This window comes from Streptomyces sp. NBC_01233, assembly GCF_035989305.1.
Classification (GTDB): Bacteria; Actinomycetota; Actinomycetes; order Streptomycetales; family Streptomycetaceae; genus Streptomyces.
In genome coordinates, this window is sequence record NZ_CP108514.1 from 5,103,471 (window position 1) to 5,117,560 (window position 14,090).

Consider the following 14,090-nt stretch of genomic DNA (forward strand, 5'->3'; position numbering starts at 1 on the left):
GCGCGGGAGCGTACAGCAGCAGCCCTCTACCGGGTTCGGTGGAGGGCTGCGGTGTTGTCCGGACATGGGTGTGCCCCGCCCGAGGGGGGGAGTCGGGCGGGGCACGGGGGGCGCTGTCCCACGAGGGGGAGCGTAGCGCCGGGGGGTGATCAGTTGGCTGTTTCCGGAAATGCCGGGCGGCCGGTTCAGCGGCGGCGCCGGGGCGGCGGTCCGTACGGGCTGACCCAGGCCGGCCGGTCGCCTCGGTTGCCGGTGGCGAGCTGCTTGGTGATGGGGGCGAGGGCGCGGGCGAGTTCGGCCATGGCGCGGGCGGCGTTCTCCGCGATCGGCCGGAGGGCTTCCAGCATGGCGCGGACGGGTGCGGTCGCCTCGGCGAGGAGCTGCGCGGCCTCCATGGTGGCCAGGTGGGTGTGCGGGCCGGTCTCGCCCCGGTGGACCTGGTCGACGGCGGTGGACGCTTCCTGCGGGGTGAGGCCGCGGCGGGTGACGAGGCGGAGCATCAGGACGACGGCGGCCCGTGCCTCGTGCTCGGTGCGGACGGTGAGGATCGTCATGACTGGCCCTCCTGGTCGGCGAGGCGGGGGAAGTCCCGGGCCTTGATCTTCGCCATGCGGCCGTCAGGGTGGTGCCAGACCAGTCCTTCGTGCAGTCGGGTGTGCAGCCATCCGCGAAGCCCGTCGTAATCCCGGGGCGCCTTCCTGGCATCTTCGCGGGCCGAGAACGCCGCCCACCCGTGCCGGATCAGGAGGTGGCTGAGGAAGCCTCCGGGGTTGCCGTGAACCTTCGGGCCGACAAGTTCGTAGGTGCCGGGCGTCATCGGGCCGACTCCAATCAGAACCGGCCCCGTCATGGCCAGGGCCTCGGCGTGGAACTTGGCGAAGGACGACTGTCCGATGGGCTCCCAGCCGACGCGCTTATCGGTGACCTCGTCGTGATCGACCTCCAGGAAGCCGGCGGGTGTGGGCTTGCCCGGCTTGACCTCACGCCGCGCCCACCAGGCGCCGACGTCGTCGAGCATCACGCAGGTGCCGTCCCACTTGACGGTGGCCATGCCCTCGCCGGCCGCGACCCACGCGCAGGTGGGGTTGATCTCGCGGGTGACGTGCTTCCGGTTGTCGTCGTCGCGGACGAACAGGGTGGGGATCTTCTTCACGACTGGGGGTCCTTCCGGACGAGGTGCTGGGGGACGTCGAAGGCGTCGGCGATCGCGGCCGCGGCCTCCTCGCGGCGGGCGCCGGGTGTCAGCGTGGGGGGCGGGGTGTCCGCCGGGGGTGTCCGGCCGGTGTCCGCCCTTGTCTCCCGGGCGATGTGGGCAAAGGCTTCGACGACGGCGGCGCCGAGGAGGCGGCGGGGGACACGTGCCCGGTACTCCACCCGGACACCCTGTCCGGTGTCCGTGTCCGGGGGTGTCCGGCGGGTGTCCTCGGTGTCCGCGTAGACAGGCGGACGGGCGGTGTCCGGGCCGGTGAGGACACGGCCTGTCCGGACACTGTCCGCCCTGGTCGGCAGCGGTCCGCAGTCGATGTCCTCCCCGACGAGGACAGGTGTCCGCAGGACACCCCCGGACGCGCGGACACGGGTCGGGGACAGGGTCGCCGGACCGGCCGGGGGCGGGGGCGCGACGGAGTCGACCAGGACGGCGGTCGTGCCCGCGTGGACGCCGTACCCCGGTCCGTCCGGTGTCGGCCACACCCAGGGCGAGGCCGCGCGCTCGGCCCGGCCGAGGGCGACGACCGGCACCCCGGGCGCCGGGTTGGACGGCCAGTCCTCGACATCGCCCTCGCGCCAGTGCGGGAACAGGGCGTACGCCCAGCCGCCCGGGTGCTCCATCCACACCTCCACGGCGACGTACCCGGGGGAGTTCCAGCGGGTGAGGTGGGTGAGCGCGGCGAGGTCCCAGGGCTGCGGGTTGTCGTCGGCGGCGAAGAACGCCAGGACGTCCGGCGGCTGCCGGCGGTACCGGGTCTCCTGGGTGATGTCCTGGAGCTCGGCGCGCTGGACGTGGATCAGCGTGACCGGGTCCTCGAACCGGAAGGTGTGGGCGCGGTCGTGGTCCGGGAAGTTGCCTTCGGCGTACGGGGTGACGCGGACGGCCTGGCACACCAGGTACGCGGGATCCCCGTGGACGATCTCGTCAGGACGCACGGCCGGCCTCCTCGCCGTAGTGGACGCGGTCGGGGTCGTGGCAGACGGTGGTCCGGCAGGGCTCCGCGAGGGGGGAGCCGTGGTGGCAGCGCAGCGGGTTGCCGTCCGGTGCCTCGTCGCGGCGCGGGGCACGGCGGGCCGGGTGGGTGGCGCGCTTGTGCCAGCCGGTCGGCTCGTCCTGGAGGTCGGAGTCCCAGGCCTCGACGGCGGCGGCGATCAGCTCCGGGTCGCGGGGGTAGCACCATGCATGGTCGTAGCCCCAGGCCCCGCTGTCGTCCTTCGGGACGGCGAGCAGCCGCAGGTTGAAGCCCTGGTGGATCCACACGAACCGGTGGGTGTCGTCGGCGCCGAGTTCGTACCCCTCCCAGTGGAGGTCAAGGATCGGGATCTCGTGGAGCTTCACAGGCTGGTCCTTTCGTGGGCGGGGGCCGTCAGGGTAGGCGCGGCGGCCTGGTCGTCGTGGTGGGTTTCCGGTTCCTCGAGGTGGCCGTCCTCCGGGTGGTAGTCGTGCCGGTAGCGGACGGACAGGGCGGCGAGGAGGGCGCGGGCCATGTGCTCGGCGCACTCCGGGGAGAGGTCCAGGGCCCACCCCTCGTGGGCGCCCTCCAGGAGGCGGGCGAGGTCGTCCACGGTGACGTCGTGCGGGGCCGGGCCGGTGGGCGGGGCCAGGGCCTCGTCCCAGGTGTAGTCACAGCGCCAGCACTGCCGCTCCAGGCGCTCCCCCTTCCTGGACCGGCCCCAGGTGTGCGGGTCGTTGGTGCCGTGTTCGCCGGCGACCCGGTGGCGGGTGATCGCGGTGTCGTGGGAGCACTTCGCGCACACGGTGTACTCGCCGCTGTAGGGCGGGAGCCGGTCGTCGTCGGGCGCGGGGGGCGGGGGCGTCGGCAGCAGGGTCAGGGCGGTCGCGGCCAGGGCGGCGCAGTGCCCGGCCGGGTCGGAGACGACGTTGTGCTCGACGCGGTGGTGCCATGTGGTCAGCAGGGCCTCGGTCAGCTGCACCAGGCGGGCCTGGTCGGTGGCGGGTTCAGGCATCGGGGGTGTCCGTTCGGTTGCGGGTGGCCCAGTGCGGGTCACGGACGGGGGCGGGCGCGGGGTGTTCCTCGCGCCAGGAGCGGCGGTTGGCGGCGGAGCGGCGCGGGTGGAACGTCCAGATCGCGGCGAGGGCCAGGACGATGACGGGGGCCGCGGCCCAGAACGCCAGGGAGCGCGGGGTGCGCTCGGTGACGACGTCCTGGGCCCAGGAGGTGAGGCGGTCGGCGGGCCGGGTCCGCCCGGCCGCGTACCCGAGGAGGGCGGCGGCCAGGGCGACGGCGGACAGCAGGGTCACCGGAACGTGTCCTCCTCGCTCCAGCCGAACGGGGACTCGCCCCGGTCGCTGTCCACGACCAGGACGGCGAGGGGGTTGTCCTCGGTCGGCTCGGGCGCGGCGGGGGCGCTCACGTTCGCTCCGGCTGGACGATGCCGTGCCGGGCGAAGGCGCGGACGGTGGCCGGGTCGTTCATGAACCGGTCCAGGGAGTCCTGTTCGGTGTCCCAGTCCTCGGCCTGGAGGGTTTCGATCAGTTCCGCGAGGACTTCCTCTCGCTCCTCCTCGGGCGTCCCTGCCTTGATCAGGGAGCGGGCGACAGGGTCGAAGATCTTGATTCCGGCGGAGCCCCATCCCATGGGTCAGCTCTCCTCGTGGTGGACGTCGTGGGTGATGCGTGGACAGTCGAAGTTGTGGAAGGTGCCGAGGGACGTCCACCACAGGGGGCAGTCGCAGTTCTCCGCGAGCTCCGCGCGCAGGACGGCCTTCCTGTCGCTGGGCCAGGTGTGGGGGCGGGGCCGGCCGTCCCGGACGGCGGCGGCCTGGGCGGCCCCGCCGTGGTGGACCTCCCGGCCCCCGGCGGCCAGGAGGACGACGGCCCCCGCGTACACGGCCAGGCCGCGGCCGGTGTCGCCCCGGCCCAGGTCGAGCGCGGCCCAATAGGTCAGCCAGACGAACGCGACCAGGTAGAGCAGCAGCAGCAGGCGGGCGGGGCGGGTCACCTCGGGCGCCTCCCGTGCCGGGCCATGTGCAGGGTGGAGGCCACGGCCATGTCGTACATCGCGGCCGTGGCCGCGCCGAGGTCGTCGTTCTCCTCGCGGATGCAGCGCTCCGCGAAGGCGTCGAACAGGGCGTAGGACTGGCGGTAGTCGCCGCTCGCGTGGGCCACGACGAACTGAGCGGCGAACCGTACGTGCGCGGGCAGCTCCTCGGCGGACCGCTCGTCGCCGGTCTCGGCGTCGGTGACGGACAGGCCGAAGAAGTCGGCGTCCGGGTGCTCGTCGCGGTAGGGCATGGTCGTGACCTCGGCCAGCACGGACAGGGTGGACACCATGTGGCGGGCGGACTCGGAGATGAGCGGCTGGATCATGAGGAGCCCGGCCGTGCGGTCGCCGGCGCAGCCCCGGGCGATGGCGGTGGTGATGGTGTCGGGGTGTGTGCTCACGGGGCGGGGGTCTCCTCGCTGGAGTCGTTGATCCAGGCCCCGAGCGCGGTCGCGTAGACGGTCTGGGCTTCGGTCAGGGCGGCCTGGAGGCGGTCGGCCTCGGCGCGCAGCTCCGCGAGGTGGGGGGCGTGGCCGTCCACCTGGTCCTGGAGCCACGGGGGCATGATCCGCACGAGGTCGTCCAGGGTGCGGGTGTGGCGGCCGGGGCCGGGATCGAGGCACAGGCCGAGGAACGCGCGGGCCTGGGCGGCGGTGTGGAGTTCGAGCATCAGGGGTCCAGGGGGTCAGTGGGCGAGGGAGTTGACGGCGGCCAGGGCCAGGGCCCGGCCCTCGTGGCACATGTCCGGCAGGCGCGTTGCGGGCCAGCACTCGGCGCAGCCCCCGCCGACGTGCTTGTTCGCGGCCTGGAACGCGGCGATCACCGAGTCCAGGGCGACCGGGGCGGTCGGGCTGGAGGTGTCCGTGCGGGTCACGGGGTGATCTCCAGTTCTTCGAGTGGCTGCTCGCTGTCGATGTGGGCGTGGAGTTCGCGCAGTCGCCGGAGGGCCTGGTCGTCGCGGATGTTCAGCGCGGCGCGTGCCTTGTCCGGGAGGGCGTTCCAGCACTGGGTGCACAGGTAGAGGCGGGCAGGCTTCGGGGTGCGGCAGGAGCGGCACGGGGTGGCGGTGTAGGCGCCTCGCAGCGGCCGGGCGTTGCGGCTCACCGGAGGCTCCCGGTCCACAGGGCCAGCTCCTCGCCGGCCTCCGCGTTGGCGACCGCGAGGGCGTCGCGGTCGACCAGGGTGTCGGCCAGGGCGGAACGGCAGCGGTCCAGCAGGGCGCGCAGCTCGGTCGGCTCGGGCGGTCCGTCCGGGTTGGCGACGAGCTCGGCGAGGACGTCGCGGATCTCGTCCAGGCGGGCGGGGGCCAGGGTCACGGGGTCAGCTCCTGGGTGCGTCGGCGGATGGTCGTCGGGTTGAGGTGGGAGCCGCGGCCGGCGACGGCCAGGGCGAGGGTCACCGCGCGGGCGCCGTGGCGGCGGGCGGCCTCCTCCTCGCCGTGGGCCTGGATGGCGGCGAGGACGTCGGCGGTCGGGGTGTCGGTCCTGGTGGCCGCGTTCGGTCGGCGGGCGCAGAACAGGCACCGGCCGCCTTCGGTGGGGTCGCCGGGTGCGCCGGGGTGGCGCGGGCACCGGTTGGCCGGGCCCTTCGCGGCGGCGACCAGGCGGCGGGCCTCCTCGATGGCGCGGGCGACGATGGCCAGTTGCTCGTCCGTGGCGGTGGCCGGGTCGAGCCGGTCACCGAAGGTGCCGAGGGCGTGCAGCGTCCGGACCAGCTCCGGCAGGTGGTTGCGGTTCACCGGGCACCGCCTCGGGCGGCAGCGGGGGCGGCAGGGGCCGGGTTGCGGTCGCGCCATCCGGCCATGTGCTGGGCTACCTGGTGGTCGAGCTTGACCCCCCACACCCCGGCGTACCCGAGGCGCTCGCGGATGGTGGCCTCCTCGGCGGCCCGCTTCTCCTCCCAAACCCGCAGGCGCTCCTGTGCCGCTCCGTGAACCTCCCGGTCGGCCTCCCACCTGGCCAGAGTCTCCGCAGCGGCCTGAGCGGCAGCACGGGCCTCCTCTCGGCGTGCCTGGCAGTTCCGGCAAGATCCACCGTCGAGGAGTTCGCCGTCCTCGCAGCTCGGGTCCGGGCAGTCCTGGGCGAGGATCGCGGCGGCGAGCCAGGAGTTCCGGTTCTTGATCCGGTCGCAGCCCTCCGGCTCCTCCGCGCTGCGCCGGGGCGCCTCGCACCCGGAGGCCGTGCACCGCTCGCAGCCCCGGTAGTCGGCCGCGGCCCGGTCCTCGGCGTGCTCGCCGTACCAGCGGCGGTTAACCCGGGCGATGACCTGTTCCGGCGTACGGCGCGGGATGCCCGGTGCGCCGGTCAGCAGGTCGTTGATCGCCCGGTGCAGCCCGGGGAACAGGCGGGTTCCAGGCGCAGCAACGGCGGCGGGGATCGCTGCCCGGACCGCGTCGAACCCGGGTACCTCCTGCCGGGGGCGGGTCTTCACCGTCGGCGGTCGGGGCGACTGGGTGCGCTGGGTGGGGAGGGTGCTCGGTTCCGACGCGGCGCAGCCGCTCCCGGCCTCGTCGCTTTCCTCGCCCGCGCCGTCGCTCTCGCCCGCACGCGCACAACCACCTGCACTTTTGCCTACGGCGTCAGCCACGGCCTGAGCTGTTGAAGAGGGTTCTGGAGAGGTGGTTGTAGATAGGGCGTCATCCACGACGCCACTGGTCGCGTCGTCGGTGACGCCACAGGAAGCGTCATCGGTGACGCCACCCCCCTCGGATGATCCACCCGTAGGGGTGACGTCGCCGGTGGAGTCACCCCCCTTGCGCGCCTTTCGCCGGCGAGCGCGTTCCTTGCGGCGGGCTTCCTCCCGCTTGGCCTGCTGCGCGGTGACCGTGGCCTCGTGCTTGGCCGACCAGCCAGTCAGGTCGAAGTCGGGGGCGTGCTCGGTGATCCACGCCTCGACGTCCAGGCCGGGGATGGTGGCCCCGTACCGGGCGACGAGCTGCGGCGGGGTGCCCACGGGCGGCGTGACGCCGTGGATCAGCCACGCGTCGTGGATCTCGTAGAGGTTGGCGTCGTTCTCGTCGGGCTTGCCCTCCACCTTCCTGCGGTGGACGGTCACCAGCCCGATCTCGTTCTCCAGGTAGTCCGTTGCCCGGTCGACGGTCTGCTTCGAGCAGTCCAGGCACGAGGCCAGGGCCTCGCGGTACGGGTAGCCCTGGCCGGTGTCGCGAGAGCTGACGTCCGCGTAGCTCACCAGCAGGTCATAGAGCGGCTTGCCCTTCCCGGAGTTGAGCCCGGGGTCGGAGTCGCGGACCACGCACACGGCGAACATCCCGAACCGCAGACCGGAGGCGCCGGGGCGGCTCACGCTGGGGCGGTGGGTGTTCGAGGGCCGACGGTTCATCGGGGCCCCCCGCAGGGGCCACGGACACCCAGCAGCGCGGGCGCGGTGCGCGCAACCCGGTTCACTGCTTCCTCGCTCATGGTGTCTCTTCTCGGTCGTTGCTGGTCAACGGGGGGTTGCGATCACCCCACACGACACACAATGTTGCACGTACGTGTTGCATGGTCAAGTTGCAACACTGGGATGGACTACGGGCCGGGGGCAAGCCACCCGAGGAGTTCGTCATCACTCCCGTGCTCGAACGCCTGCCGGAAGTCCGCGCAGTGCCCGGCCTCCTCGGCCAGGCAGGCATCCGAGTAGCAGGAGGTGCACAGCAGCCGAGGCAACCCGTCCCGTACGGACCGGTGGGTGCTCAACGCCCGCCGGTGCCCGCAATGACCGCACCTGCCGACCGGCGGAACCGTCCCGCTCACCGGCCGGACCCCGGCGTGATGCGGAGCTGCTGCCGGCGCCGCTCGTCCTCCAGCGCACCCCACCGGCGGTCCAGGGTCCGCCGCTGCTTGTCCGTCAGCCGCACGGCCCTGGACACCACGCCCACGACGCGCGCCTCCGGCACGCTCCAGGTCGGGAAGAAGTCTTCGGTGGACGGCTCCAGCTCCCCCACCGGCTCCACCGTGTAGAGGTCACCGAGCCAGTACCGCGACGCGTAGAACCGGGCGTACTCACGGTCCGACGTCACGTAGATGCGCTCCGGGCGCCCGGTCGGCGGATCGATCACGCCGACCCCGGGCACCTCGTAGGACTCCCCGGCCGCGCGGGCGACGCAGATCGGGCAGCCGTCGAGCACCTTCGGCGGGTGCGGGACAAGGAGGTCGCCAGGGTTGAGCCCAGAGGCCCCGCCGTGGAACAGGCGGGGCAAGACGGGCGGGGTGCTGCTCATGTGGAGGGCTCCGTGCAGGGTGGGGGCCCGGGGCTGGCAGGCCCCGGGCAGGGGAGAGGTCAGTCGTCGCAGATGTCGAAGTCGTCGCCGTGGCGGTGCGCCGGCCGCTTGCTCACGGACGCCGACGGCGCGGGGGCCGCCCCGGTCCGCGGCCGGTCCTCGACGCGCGGCCGGGACGGCTCGGTCTTCCTGGTCGTCGTGCCGCTGGTCTTCGTGGCGGCCGGGGCCGCGGCGAGGGCGAACCAGTCGCACGGCCCGCCCTCGCCGTCCCCGTCGCCCCCGACGCGGATGCAACCGCCGAGGAGCGCCAGGAGCAGCCCGACGAAGGCGGCCACGATCAGCGCGCCCGCCACGGCGTGGAAGATCCGGTCCCGCTCCGGGTTCACCGGGAGCCGCCGGAGCGCGAGCCACCACGGCCGCGCAGCTTGACCTCGGCCTCCAGCAGCAGCTTTCGCGCGGTGCCGTACGACAGGTCCGCGCTCTCGGCCACGGCCCGGATCGAGGCCCCGGCGACGTACCCCTCCGCGAGGGCCTGCCGTACCTTGGCCCGCTTGTCGCCCTTCAAGCGCTTGCGGTACCTCGTCGTCAGCCGGGGGGCGGGTGTGGCGGTGCTCATGGGTCAGGTCCCTTCGGTCAGTTCAGTCGTTCGTTCTCGTACGCGGCGGCCTGCTCCGCGATCTGCTCGGCGATCGCTGCCTCCGCGCACGTCTTGTGCGCGGCCTTCCTCGACCCGTCGCGGAGGTTGGTCAGGCCGCCGCAGTACCGGCACGGCCGTGCCTGCTGTGCCCAGTGCCGGGAGTCCGTCCAGTCCAGGAACCCGGTCGGCGGCGGGTCAGGCCGCTGCCGTCGCCGGCGCCCGGCCATCGGCCGTCTCCTCGTCGCCGGCCTCGGTCTCCGCCTCCCGGCTCAGCAGGCGAAGGCGGTCGTCCTCGTCGAGCCCGCCCCACACCCCGAACCGCTCGTCGCGGTCGAGCGCGTCGACCAGGCAGGGGTGGACGACAGGGCAGGACCGGCAGATCTCCTTGGCCGCGGCCGTCTGCTCCAGGACCTCGGTCTCCTCGCCCTCCGGGAAGAACAGGGCCGGATCCTCATGACGGCAGGCGGCGTTCCGGTCCCAGTGCGCCGGGCGGGGGGTGGAGTTGTGGCGGGTGTCGGGCCAGTAGCGACCGGGACGGGGCATCAGCGCGCTCCTTTCTCCTCGTGTCCGGGGGCGCCCGGACAGGTGTCCTCGGACACGTCAGGACACGTGTCCTCGCAGGTCAGGTCATTGGTCGCGGACCGCTCCGGGCCGGTGTCCGCGAGGAGGCGGACAACCGCGCGGACACCTGTCCGCAGGACTGTCCGCCACGGTGTCCCCCCGCCCCGGTGACGGCCGGTCGGGCGCAGCCGCCACCAGGAGGCGACCGCGCCCACGGCCGTGAGCACCGGCCCCCACACCGGCGCCGAGGACGCGACGTCATCCGCCACGTCCACGGCGCACAGCAGGAGTTCAAGGGCGTCCATCACTCAGCCCGGCCTCGTCGCGCCACCGGGTCACCGTCCGGTCCGTCGTCCCGATCCGCTCCGCGATGACCTCCGCGCCGATCCCGGCCTGGGTCATCACCACCACGGCGTACCGCTGCTCCTGCTCGGTCAGCTCCGGCAGCGGGTAGTCCCCGGCCTTGACCCGCTCGACGGCCACCAGGTCCACGCCCCGGTGCCACGTCGCCCAGGCCGGCGGAACGAACTGGGCCCGCTGCTCGGCCTTGACCCTGGCGTCACGGATGACGCGGTCCTCCAGGTGGCCACCGGCCACACAGCGGGGGTAGCCGCACCGGGGACGTGCCTGCCCTTCCGCCTCCCGCCCGTGGTGGACCCGGAACGCGTACCGGTAGGCCGTCTCCCCTGCCGTCCCGACCCGCAGGAGCGGCGTCCCGTGCTCGTTCAGCGGCCCGGTCCACTCCACGTGACCGTCCTCGACGGCCACCGTCCGCGCCAGGAACGCGTCCTCCCACGACAAACACGGGCTCTGGCGGACAGGCCGGGGCAAGGGGCGGCCCGGGACCGGGCACCTCCGCCACGGCCTCTCCAGGGCCACACACGACCCGGACGCACCGACCGCGTCCAGGGCCTCCGCGATCTCCTCGACCGTGATCACCCGGACACCTCCGGGGAACCGACGCGCCACAGGCGGATGAGGCACCCCGGGGAGTCCATGACGTCCGGGTCCTGGCCGTGGTCGCTCGTGTACCACTTCCCGACCCGCCCGTACTCCACGACCAGGGCGTCGTCCTGGTAGACCCCGGCGGTCTTGAGCGCGTCGGACGTCGACCGGACCAGCTTGTCCAGGTCCGGGGTGACGTCCGGGCGCGGCGGCGCCGAGGGGCGCACGAGGCCGGCGTTCCGGCCGGTGCCCATGTGCCCCTTCGGCCGGTCGAAGCAGAACACCATGTCGGCGCGCAGCGGCCCGGTCAGCTTGTGGAACCCGCGCCGCTTCGCACGGGCCTGGACCGCGTACGTCGTCACGCTGTCCCGCCACGGCTTCACGGCCGCCGACGACTCGATCATCCGGCCGCGCCCGACGTGCTTCTTACTGCCCTGGGGGGCGGGCAGTCCTCGGACGACCACCTCGAACACGGGCTTCGGCGGGATCACCAGCGCGGGCGCCGGGGCCACGGCCGGCGCCTCCGGCTCCTCGTCGGCCGGGAGGTCGAGCACCGCGACGGGACCGGCCGGGACCGGCGTGCCGGTGAGGTCGAAGAGGGGAACGGTCTCGATCACGTCGGCTCGCCTCCGGACGGGGCGCCGTCCACGCGCCCCGTCTCCTGGACGGGCAGGAACGGCGGGGCCTGGTCCGCGACGCGCACGAACGTGAGGGTCTGTTCCACGACCGGCGGGGCCTGGTCCTCGACCACGGCGGCCGGCGCCTCCGGCTCGACGGCCGGGGCCTCCTCGACCGGACCGGCCGGGTCCATCCACCCGTCCGGGAGCGGCGGGGCCACCGTCGCCCGGGTCAGGACCAGGTCGTCCGCCTCGACCGCGCGGCAGTTGGCGTCCGCCTCCAGGAACTTCCCGGTCAGCTCGGACGGCTGGAGCTTGGTCTCCGCGACGAGTTGGTCCAGGAGCACGGTCACCCCGGTCTCCAGGTGCCAGCCGACGACGACGACCTGAGCGGTCCGGGTGACGACGTCGACGGACAGCACCTCGACCGGCGTACGGAACCGGGCCTCCCCCCGCGCCTCCAGGTACCGGGCGCCGAGGTGGGTGAGCACCGGCCGGGACTCCTGGAACAGCACGTACCGGCGGGCGGTCAGGTGCTGGATCTGCTCGGCCATCTGCTGGGTGGCCTCGCCGGCCGCGACCGCGCGCAGCGCCGCCTCGACGTCCACCGGGATCGGCTGGACGGTGGCCTGCATGGTCACCCGGTAACGGGCCGCCCTCCAGGCCGCCGTGCCCCGCGTCACCTCCGCCGAACACGGGCAGTCCGCCACGATGCCCCGGACGTCCTCCCGGGTGTGCCCCCGGCACTCCTGGAGCGAGGTCCGCCCCTTCGCGCACAAGTCGGCAGAGCAGCAAGGGCAGTCGGGGCACTCGCGCTGTGCGGGCCTCACGTACTCCGGACCAAAGGTCTCGGTCATGATCGTTCAACTCCTGGGGTCGTTGTGTGCCCGCAGCTCCAGCAGTCCCGGGAACCGTCCGCGTGGATCGCGTGGGGACGGCGCCGCTGCTCGGCGGGGCAGGGGAAGAAGTCGCAGGCGTCGGCCTGGGCGAGGAGGTAGTCCCCCAGCTCGGCCGTCAGGGCGAGCGGGCCGGGCCGGTGCGCGGGCTCCTGCGGGCCGTGGACGAGGTGCCGCCACCAGCGGCCCAGCGCGCTCACGCCGCGCTCCAGAAGGGGATGAGCGGCCACTCCAGGCGCACCCCGAGGGCCCACTCCTCCTTGCCTTCGGTCCGGGCGAAGTAGTCCCGCAGGCCCTCGGCCTGCTCGCGCGCCCACTCCACCTGTGCGGCGTGGAGGTCGCCCAAGGGCGTCCGCTCGATCCAGCGGTACCGGTTGGCGATCTTCCACACCACGGCGCACGCGGCGGTCGCGTCGGCGTCGCTGGTGTGCGCGTTGTCGAGCTGGACCACGTAGTGACGGCACAGGTCCGTCAGGGTCCGCCCGCCCTTGCGGTACCGGTCCACCCGCTTGTCCAGGACGCGCGGGTCCAGGACGTGAGGGGTTACCCGCTCCGTCAGCGGGCGCACGCCGTAGCGGCGCGCCTCGCGGTCGAGCATGGTCAGGTCGAACTGCGCGTTCATGGCGACGACCGGCTGACCGGCCGCGACCGCCAGGGCGAGCGCCGTGGTGACCTCCTCGACCACGGACGCGGCCGGACGCCCGTACGCGCGGGCGTGCTCGGTCGTCACGCCGTGGACCCCGGTTGCCTCCTCCGGGATCTCCACCCCGGGGTCAGCCAGCCACGAACTGCCCTCGTTGGGCGCCCCGCCGCCGTAGCGGACGACGGACGCCGTGACGATCCGGTCCTCCTCGGGGTCTACGCCCGTGCTCTCGATGTCGAAGCCACACAGCGGCTTCCGGTGCCAACTGGTCATGCGGTACTCCGGGTTCAGGAGGGGAGGGGGCGAGGCCGCCGCCCCGGCGGCCCACGAGGGGACCGCCGGGGCGACGACCGGTCACTCAGCGGCGACGGCCGCCCCGCTGCTTCTTGGGCTTGGACCGCCCGCGCTTCTTGGCCTTGACCGGCAGGGCCACAGACCCGGGCCGGGCCGGGTCCTGGGTGGCCTCGGCCGCGCGGTGCGCCCGCTCGGCGTCCGCGACGAGGGCCGCGTCCTCCGGGTCCGGGGCCAGGGTGATCTGGACCTGACCGGCCTCGCCGGCGTCCTCGACGTCACCCAGCGCGCGCAGCGCGGCCGAGGTCGGCACGTACTTCTCCAGGCGCCGGATCGCGGACTTGATCCACATGTCCAGGAAGTGGGTGTGCCAGAAGGAATCCCGGGCGCCGGACTCCTCCGCGCGCCGGTATGCCTCGCTGTACTCGTCGCGGATCTCCTCGGCGTCCTCCCGGTTCAGGAGGACCACGTGGGACCGGCCGCCACCCTTCATCCGGGCGAAGGCGTACGCGAGGATCGCGGCCCCGCGCTGCTCGCGCGGCAGGTCCGGCCGCGCCTTGTGCGTGAAGTCCAGCGGGTACGGTGCGGACGGCTCGGAGGCCCACTCCTCGTTAGCGTGGATCACGCCCACGTGGACCGACTCCACCCGGCCGGACCGGTGCATCAGGTCGATGTAACCCCGGTACGTCGGGATGAACGTCGCCTGTGCCCCGTCGGCCCGGATCACGGACAGCTTGCCGTCCGGCGCCAGGCCGAAGCGGGCGGCCGTCAGGACGGCCTGGAGCTTGCTCGCCGGTGAGCACCGCTTGAGCGTCGGCAGCGCGGCCCGGACGGCGGCGAAGAACGCGCCCGGCTCCACGTGCTCGGGCAGGGCCTCGGTGACGTGCTCCTCGTACCGGCGCAGCCACGACATCTCGCCCTCGGAGGTGTCCGGCTCGTCGTGCCCGGCCGCGGCCTCCTCGACGCCGTCCGGCGTCCGCTCGTGCTGGTCCTCCAGCGCGGGGCCGGCCTTCCCGGCGGTCCGCTCGGCGGCAGCCCTTACGCGGTCCTTGAGACTGGTCGTCATG

Annotated in this window: 28 protein-coding genes; all 28 read right to left on the reverse strand. The window is 73.7% G+C overall.

Annotated features, from left to right (window positions below; translation table 11 throughout):
* Window positions 1-185 precede the first annotated feature (185 nt).
* Window positions 186-554: a hypothetical protein gene (locus tag OG332_RS24230; RefSeq protein ID WP_327415449.1), complete on the reverse strand. Its 369-nt coding sequence runs from the start codon at window positions 552-554 to the stop codon at window positions 186-188.
* The gene (locus OG332_RS24235; protein WP_327415450.1) at window positions 551-1,153 is read right to left on the reverse strand and encodes a hypothetical protein; all 603 of its coding nucleotides are present in this window, start codon (window positions 1,151-1,153) and stop codon (window positions 551-553) included. The genes OG332_RS24230 and OG332_RS24235 overlap by 4 nt, the downstream gene beginning before the upstream one ends.
* Complete coding sequence (locus OG332_RS24240; RefSeq protein WP_327415451.1) at window positions 1,150-2,145, reverse strand: hypothetical protein; 996 nt, start codon at window positions 2,143-2,145, stop codon at window positions 1,150-1,152. Before OG332_RS24240 ends, OG332_RS24235 begins: the two co-directional genes overlap by 4 nt.
* Complete coding sequence (locus tag OG332_RS24245) at window positions 2,135-2,548, reverse strand: hypothetical protein (protein ID WP_327415452.1); 414 nt, start codon at window positions 2,546-2,548, stop codon at window positions 2,135-2,137. The genes OG332_RS24240 and OG332_RS24245 overlap by 11 nt, the downstream gene beginning before the upstream one ends.
* Complete coding sequence (locus OG332_RS24250; RefSeq protein ID WP_327415453.1) at window positions 2,545-3,177, reverse strand: hypothetical protein; 633 nt, start codon at window positions 3,175-3,177, stop codon at window positions 2,545-2,547. Before OG332_RS24250 ends, OG332_RS24245 begins: the two co-directional genes overlap by 4 nt.
* Window positions 3,170-3,472 (reverse strand): hypothetical protein, encoded by a 303-nt coding sequence (locus OG332_RS24255; RefSeq protein WP_327415454.1) that lies wholly within the window; start codon window positions 3,470-3,472, stop codon window positions 3,170-3,172. Before OG332_RS24255 ends, OG332_RS24250 begins: the two co-directional genes overlap by 8 nt.
* A gap of 109 nt (window positions 3,473-3,581) precedes the next feature.
* On the reverse strand, window positions 3,582-3,809 hold the full coding sequence (locus OG332_RS24260) for a hypothetical protein (protein WP_327415455.1): 228 nt from the start codon (window positions 3,807-3,809) through the stop codon (window positions 3,582-3,584).
* A gap of 3 nt (window positions 3,810-3,812) precedes the next feature.
* Window positions 3,813-4,172 carry a hypothetical protein gene (locus OG332_RS24265; protein ID WP_327415456.1) on the reverse strand — a complete coding sequence of 120 codons (360 nt, stop codon included), beginning with the start codon at window positions 4,170-4,172 and terminating at the stop codon, window positions 3,813-3,815.
* Complete coding sequence (locus OG332_RS24270; protein ID WP_327415457.1) at window positions 4,169-4,615, reverse strand: hypothetical protein; 447 nt, start codon at window positions 4,613-4,615, stop codon at window positions 4,169-4,171. Before OG332_RS24270 ends, OG332_RS24265 begins: the two co-directional genes overlap by 4 nt.
* Window positions 4,612-4,884 carry a hypothetical protein gene (locus tag OG332_RS24275; RefSeq protein ID WP_327415458.1) on the reverse strand — a complete coding sequence of 91 codons (273 nt, stop codon included), beginning with the start codon at window positions 4,882-4,884 and terminating at the stop codon, window positions 4,612-4,614. Before OG332_RS24275 ends, OG332_RS24270 begins: the two co-directional genes overlap by 4 nt.
* Window positions 4,885-4,899: 15 nt before the next feature.
* Window positions 4,900-5,088: a hypothetical protein gene (locus tag OG332_RS24280; RefSeq protein ID WP_327415459.1), complete on the reverse strand. Its 189-nt coding sequence runs from the start codon at window positions 5,086-5,088 to the stop codon at window positions 4,900-4,902.
* Window positions 5,085-5,318: a hypothetical protein gene (locus tag OG332_RS24285; RefSeq protein ID WP_327415460.1), complete on the reverse strand. Its 234-nt coding sequence runs from the start codon at window positions 5,316-5,318 to the stop codon at window positions 5,085-5,087. The genes OG332_RS24280 and OG332_RS24285 overlap by 4 nt, the downstream gene beginning before the upstream one ends.
* Window positions 5,315-5,530, reverse strand: coding sequence for a hypothetical protein (locus OG332_RS24290; RefSeq protein ID WP_327415461.1), 216 nt, complete (start codon window positions 5,528-5,530; stop codon window positions 5,315-5,317). The genes OG332_RS24285 and OG332_RS24290 overlap by 4 nt, the downstream gene beginning before the upstream one ends.
* Window positions 5,527-5,952 carry a hypothetical protein gene (locus OG332_RS24295; RefSeq protein ID WP_327415462.1) on the reverse strand — a complete coding sequence of 142 codons (426 nt, stop codon included), beginning with the start codon at window positions 5,950-5,952 and terminating at the stop codon, window positions 5,527-5,529. Before OG332_RS24295 ends, OG332_RS24290 begins: the two co-directional genes overlap by 4 nt.
* Window positions 5,949-7,553, reverse strand: coding sequence for a hypothetical protein (locus OG332_RS24300; protein WP_327415463.1), 1,605 nt, complete (start codon window positions 7,551-7,553; stop codon window positions 5,949-5,951). Before OG332_RS24300 ends, OG332_RS24295 begins: the two co-directional genes overlap by 4 nt.
* Window positions 7,554-7,741: 188 nt before the next feature.
* Complete coding sequence (locus OG332_RS24305; protein WP_327415464.1) at window positions 7,742-7,909, reverse strand: hypothetical protein; 168 nt, start codon at window positions 7,907-7,909, stop codon at window positions 7,742-7,744.
* 53 nt (window positions 7,910-7,962) lie between these two features.
* Window positions 7,963-8,433, reverse strand: a complete 471-nt coding sequence (locus OG332_RS24310; RefSeq protein ID WP_327415465.1) for a hypothetical protein — start codon at window positions 8,431-8,433, stop codon at window positions 7,963-7,965.
* A gap of 59 nt (window positions 8,434-8,492) precedes the next feature.
* A complete protein-coding gene (locus tag OG332_RS24315) occupies window positions 8,493-8,819 on the reverse strand; it encodes a hypothetical protein (protein WP_327415466.1) in 327 nt (108 codons plus the stop codon).
* Window positions 8,816-9,049: a helix-turn-helix domain-containing protein gene (locus OG332_RS24320; protein ID WP_327415467.1), complete on the reverse strand. Its 234-nt coding sequence runs from the start codon at window positions 9,047-9,049 to the stop codon at window positions 8,816-8,818. The genes OG332_RS24315 and OG332_RS24320 overlap by 4 nt, the downstream gene beginning before the upstream one ends.
* 17 nt (window positions 9,050-9,066) lie before the next feature.
* Window positions 9,067-9,297 (reverse strand): hypothetical protein, encoded by a 231-nt coding sequence (locus tag OG332_RS24325; RefSeq protein ID WP_327415468.1) that lies wholly within the window; start codon window positions 9,295-9,297, stop codon window positions 9,067-9,069.
* Window positions 9,266-9,613 (reverse strand): WhiB family transcriptional regulator, encoded by a 348-nt coding sequence (locus tag OG332_RS24330; RefSeq protein ID WP_327415469.1) that lies wholly within the window; start codon window positions 9,611-9,613, stop codon window positions 9,266-9,268. The genes OG332_RS24325 and OG332_RS24330 overlap by 32 nt, the downstream gene beginning before the upstream one ends.
* The gene (locus OG332_RS24335; protein WP_327415470.1) at window positions 9,613-9,936 is read right to left on the reverse strand and encodes a hypothetical protein; all 324 of its coding nucleotides are present in this window, start codon (window positions 9,934-9,936) and stop codon (window positions 9,613-9,615) included. The genes OG332_RS24330 and OG332_RS24335 overlap by 1 nt, the downstream gene beginning before the upstream one ends.
* On the reverse strand, window positions 9,923-10,570 hold the full coding sequence (locus OG332_RS24340) for a hypothetical protein (RefSeq protein ID WP_327415471.1): 648 nt from the start codon (window positions 10,568-10,570) through the stop codon (window positions 9,923-9,925). The genes OG332_RS24335 and OG332_RS24340 overlap by 14 nt, the downstream gene beginning before the upstream one ends.
* The gene (locus OG332_RS24345; protein ID WP_327415472.1) at window positions 10,567-11,193 is read right to left on the reverse strand and encodes a RusA family crossover junction endodeoxyribonuclease; all 627 of its coding nucleotides are present in this window, start codon (window positions 11,191-11,193) and stop codon (window positions 10,567-10,569) included. The genes OG332_RS24340 and OG332_RS24345 overlap by 4 nt, the downstream gene beginning before the upstream one ends.
* Window positions 11,190-12,050: a hypothetical protein gene (locus OG332_RS24350; protein WP_327415473.1), complete on the reverse strand. Its 861-nt coding sequence runs from the start codon at window positions 12,048-12,050 to the stop codon at window positions 11,190-11,192. The genes OG332_RS24345 and OG332_RS24350 overlap by 4 nt, the downstream gene beginning before the upstream one ends.
* Window positions 12,047-12,289 carry a hypothetical protein gene (locus tag OG332_RS24355; protein WP_327415474.1) on the reverse strand — a complete coding sequence of 81 codons (243 nt, stop codon included), beginning with the start codon at window positions 12,287-12,289 and terminating at the stop codon, window positions 12,047-12,049. Before OG332_RS24355 ends, OG332_RS24350 begins: the two co-directional genes overlap by 4 nt.
* On the reverse strand, window positions 12,286-13,005 hold the full coding sequence (locus OG332_RS24360; protein WP_327415475.1) for an exonuclease domain-containing protein: 720 nt from the start codon (window positions 13,003-13,005) through the stop codon (window positions 12,286-12,288). Before OG332_RS24360 ends, OG332_RS24355 begins: the two co-directional genes overlap by 4 nt.
* An 85-nt stretch (window positions 13,006-13,090) precedes the next feature.
* On the reverse strand, window positions 13,091-14,089 hold the full coding sequence (locus tag OG332_RS24365) for a recombinase RecT (RefSeq protein WP_327415476.1): 999 nt from the start codon (window positions 14,087-14,089) through the stop codon (window positions 13,091-13,093).
* Between the last annotated feature and the right edge of the window lies 1 nt (window position 14,090).

Excerpts from the sequence above, each read along its gene's own strand:
- OG332_RS24230 (WP_327415449.1), bottom strand. The coding sequence starts at position 554 with ATGACGATCCTCACCGTCCGCACCGAGCACGAGGCACGGGCCGCCGTC.
- OG332_RS24250 (WP_327415453.1), bottom strand. The coding sequence starts at position 3,177 with ATGCCTGAACCCGCCACCGACCAGGCCCGCCTGGTGCAGCTGACCGAG.
- OG332_RS24260 (WP_327415455.1), bottom strand. The coding sequence starts at position 3,809 with ATGGGATGGGGCTCCGCCGGAATCAAGATCTTCGACCCTGTCGCCCGC.
- OG332_RS24275 (WP_327415458.1), bottom strand. The coding sequence starts at position 4,884 with ATGCTCGAACTCCACACCGCCGCCCAGGCCCGCGCGTTCCTCGGCCTG.
- OG332_RS24300 (WP_327415463.1), bottom strand. The coding sequence starts at position 7,553 with ATGAACCGTCGGCCCTCGAACACCCACCGCCCCAGCGTGAGCCGCCCC.
- OG332_RS24310 (WP_327415465.1), bottom strand. The coding sequence starts at position 8,433 with ATGAGCAGCACCCCGCCCGTCTTGCCCCGCCTGTTCCACGGCGGGGCC.
- OG332_RS24320 (WP_327415467.1), bottom strand. The coding sequence starts at position 9,049 with ATGAGCACCGCCACACCCGCCCCCCGGCTGACGACGAGGTACCGCAAG.
- OG332_RS24325 (WP_327415468.1), bottom strand. The coding sequence starts at position 9,297 with ATGGCCGGGCGCCGGCGACGGCAGCGGCCTGACCCGCCGCCGACCGGG.
- OG332_RS24330 (WP_327415469.1), bottom strand. The coding sequence starts at position 9,613 with ATGCCCCGTCCCGGTCGCTACTGGCCCGACACCCGCCACAACTCCACC.
- OG332_RS24335 (WP_327415470.1), bottom strand. The coding sequence starts at position 9,936 with ATGGACGCCCTTGAACTCCTGCTGTGCGCCGTGGACGTGGCGGATGAC.
- OG332_RS24350 (WP_327415473.1), bottom strand. The coding sequence starts at position 12,050 with ATGACCGAGACCTTTGGTCCGGAGTACGTGAGGCCCGCACAGCGCGAG.
- OG332_RS24360 (WP_327415475.1), bottom strand. The coding sequence starts at position 13,005 with ATGACCAGTTGGCACCGGAAGCCGCTGTGTGGCTTCGACATCGAGAGC.
- OG332_RS24365 (WP_327415476.1), bottom strand. The coding sequence starts at position 14,089 with ATGACGACCAGTCTCAAGGACCGCGTAAGGGCTGCCGCCGAGCGGACC.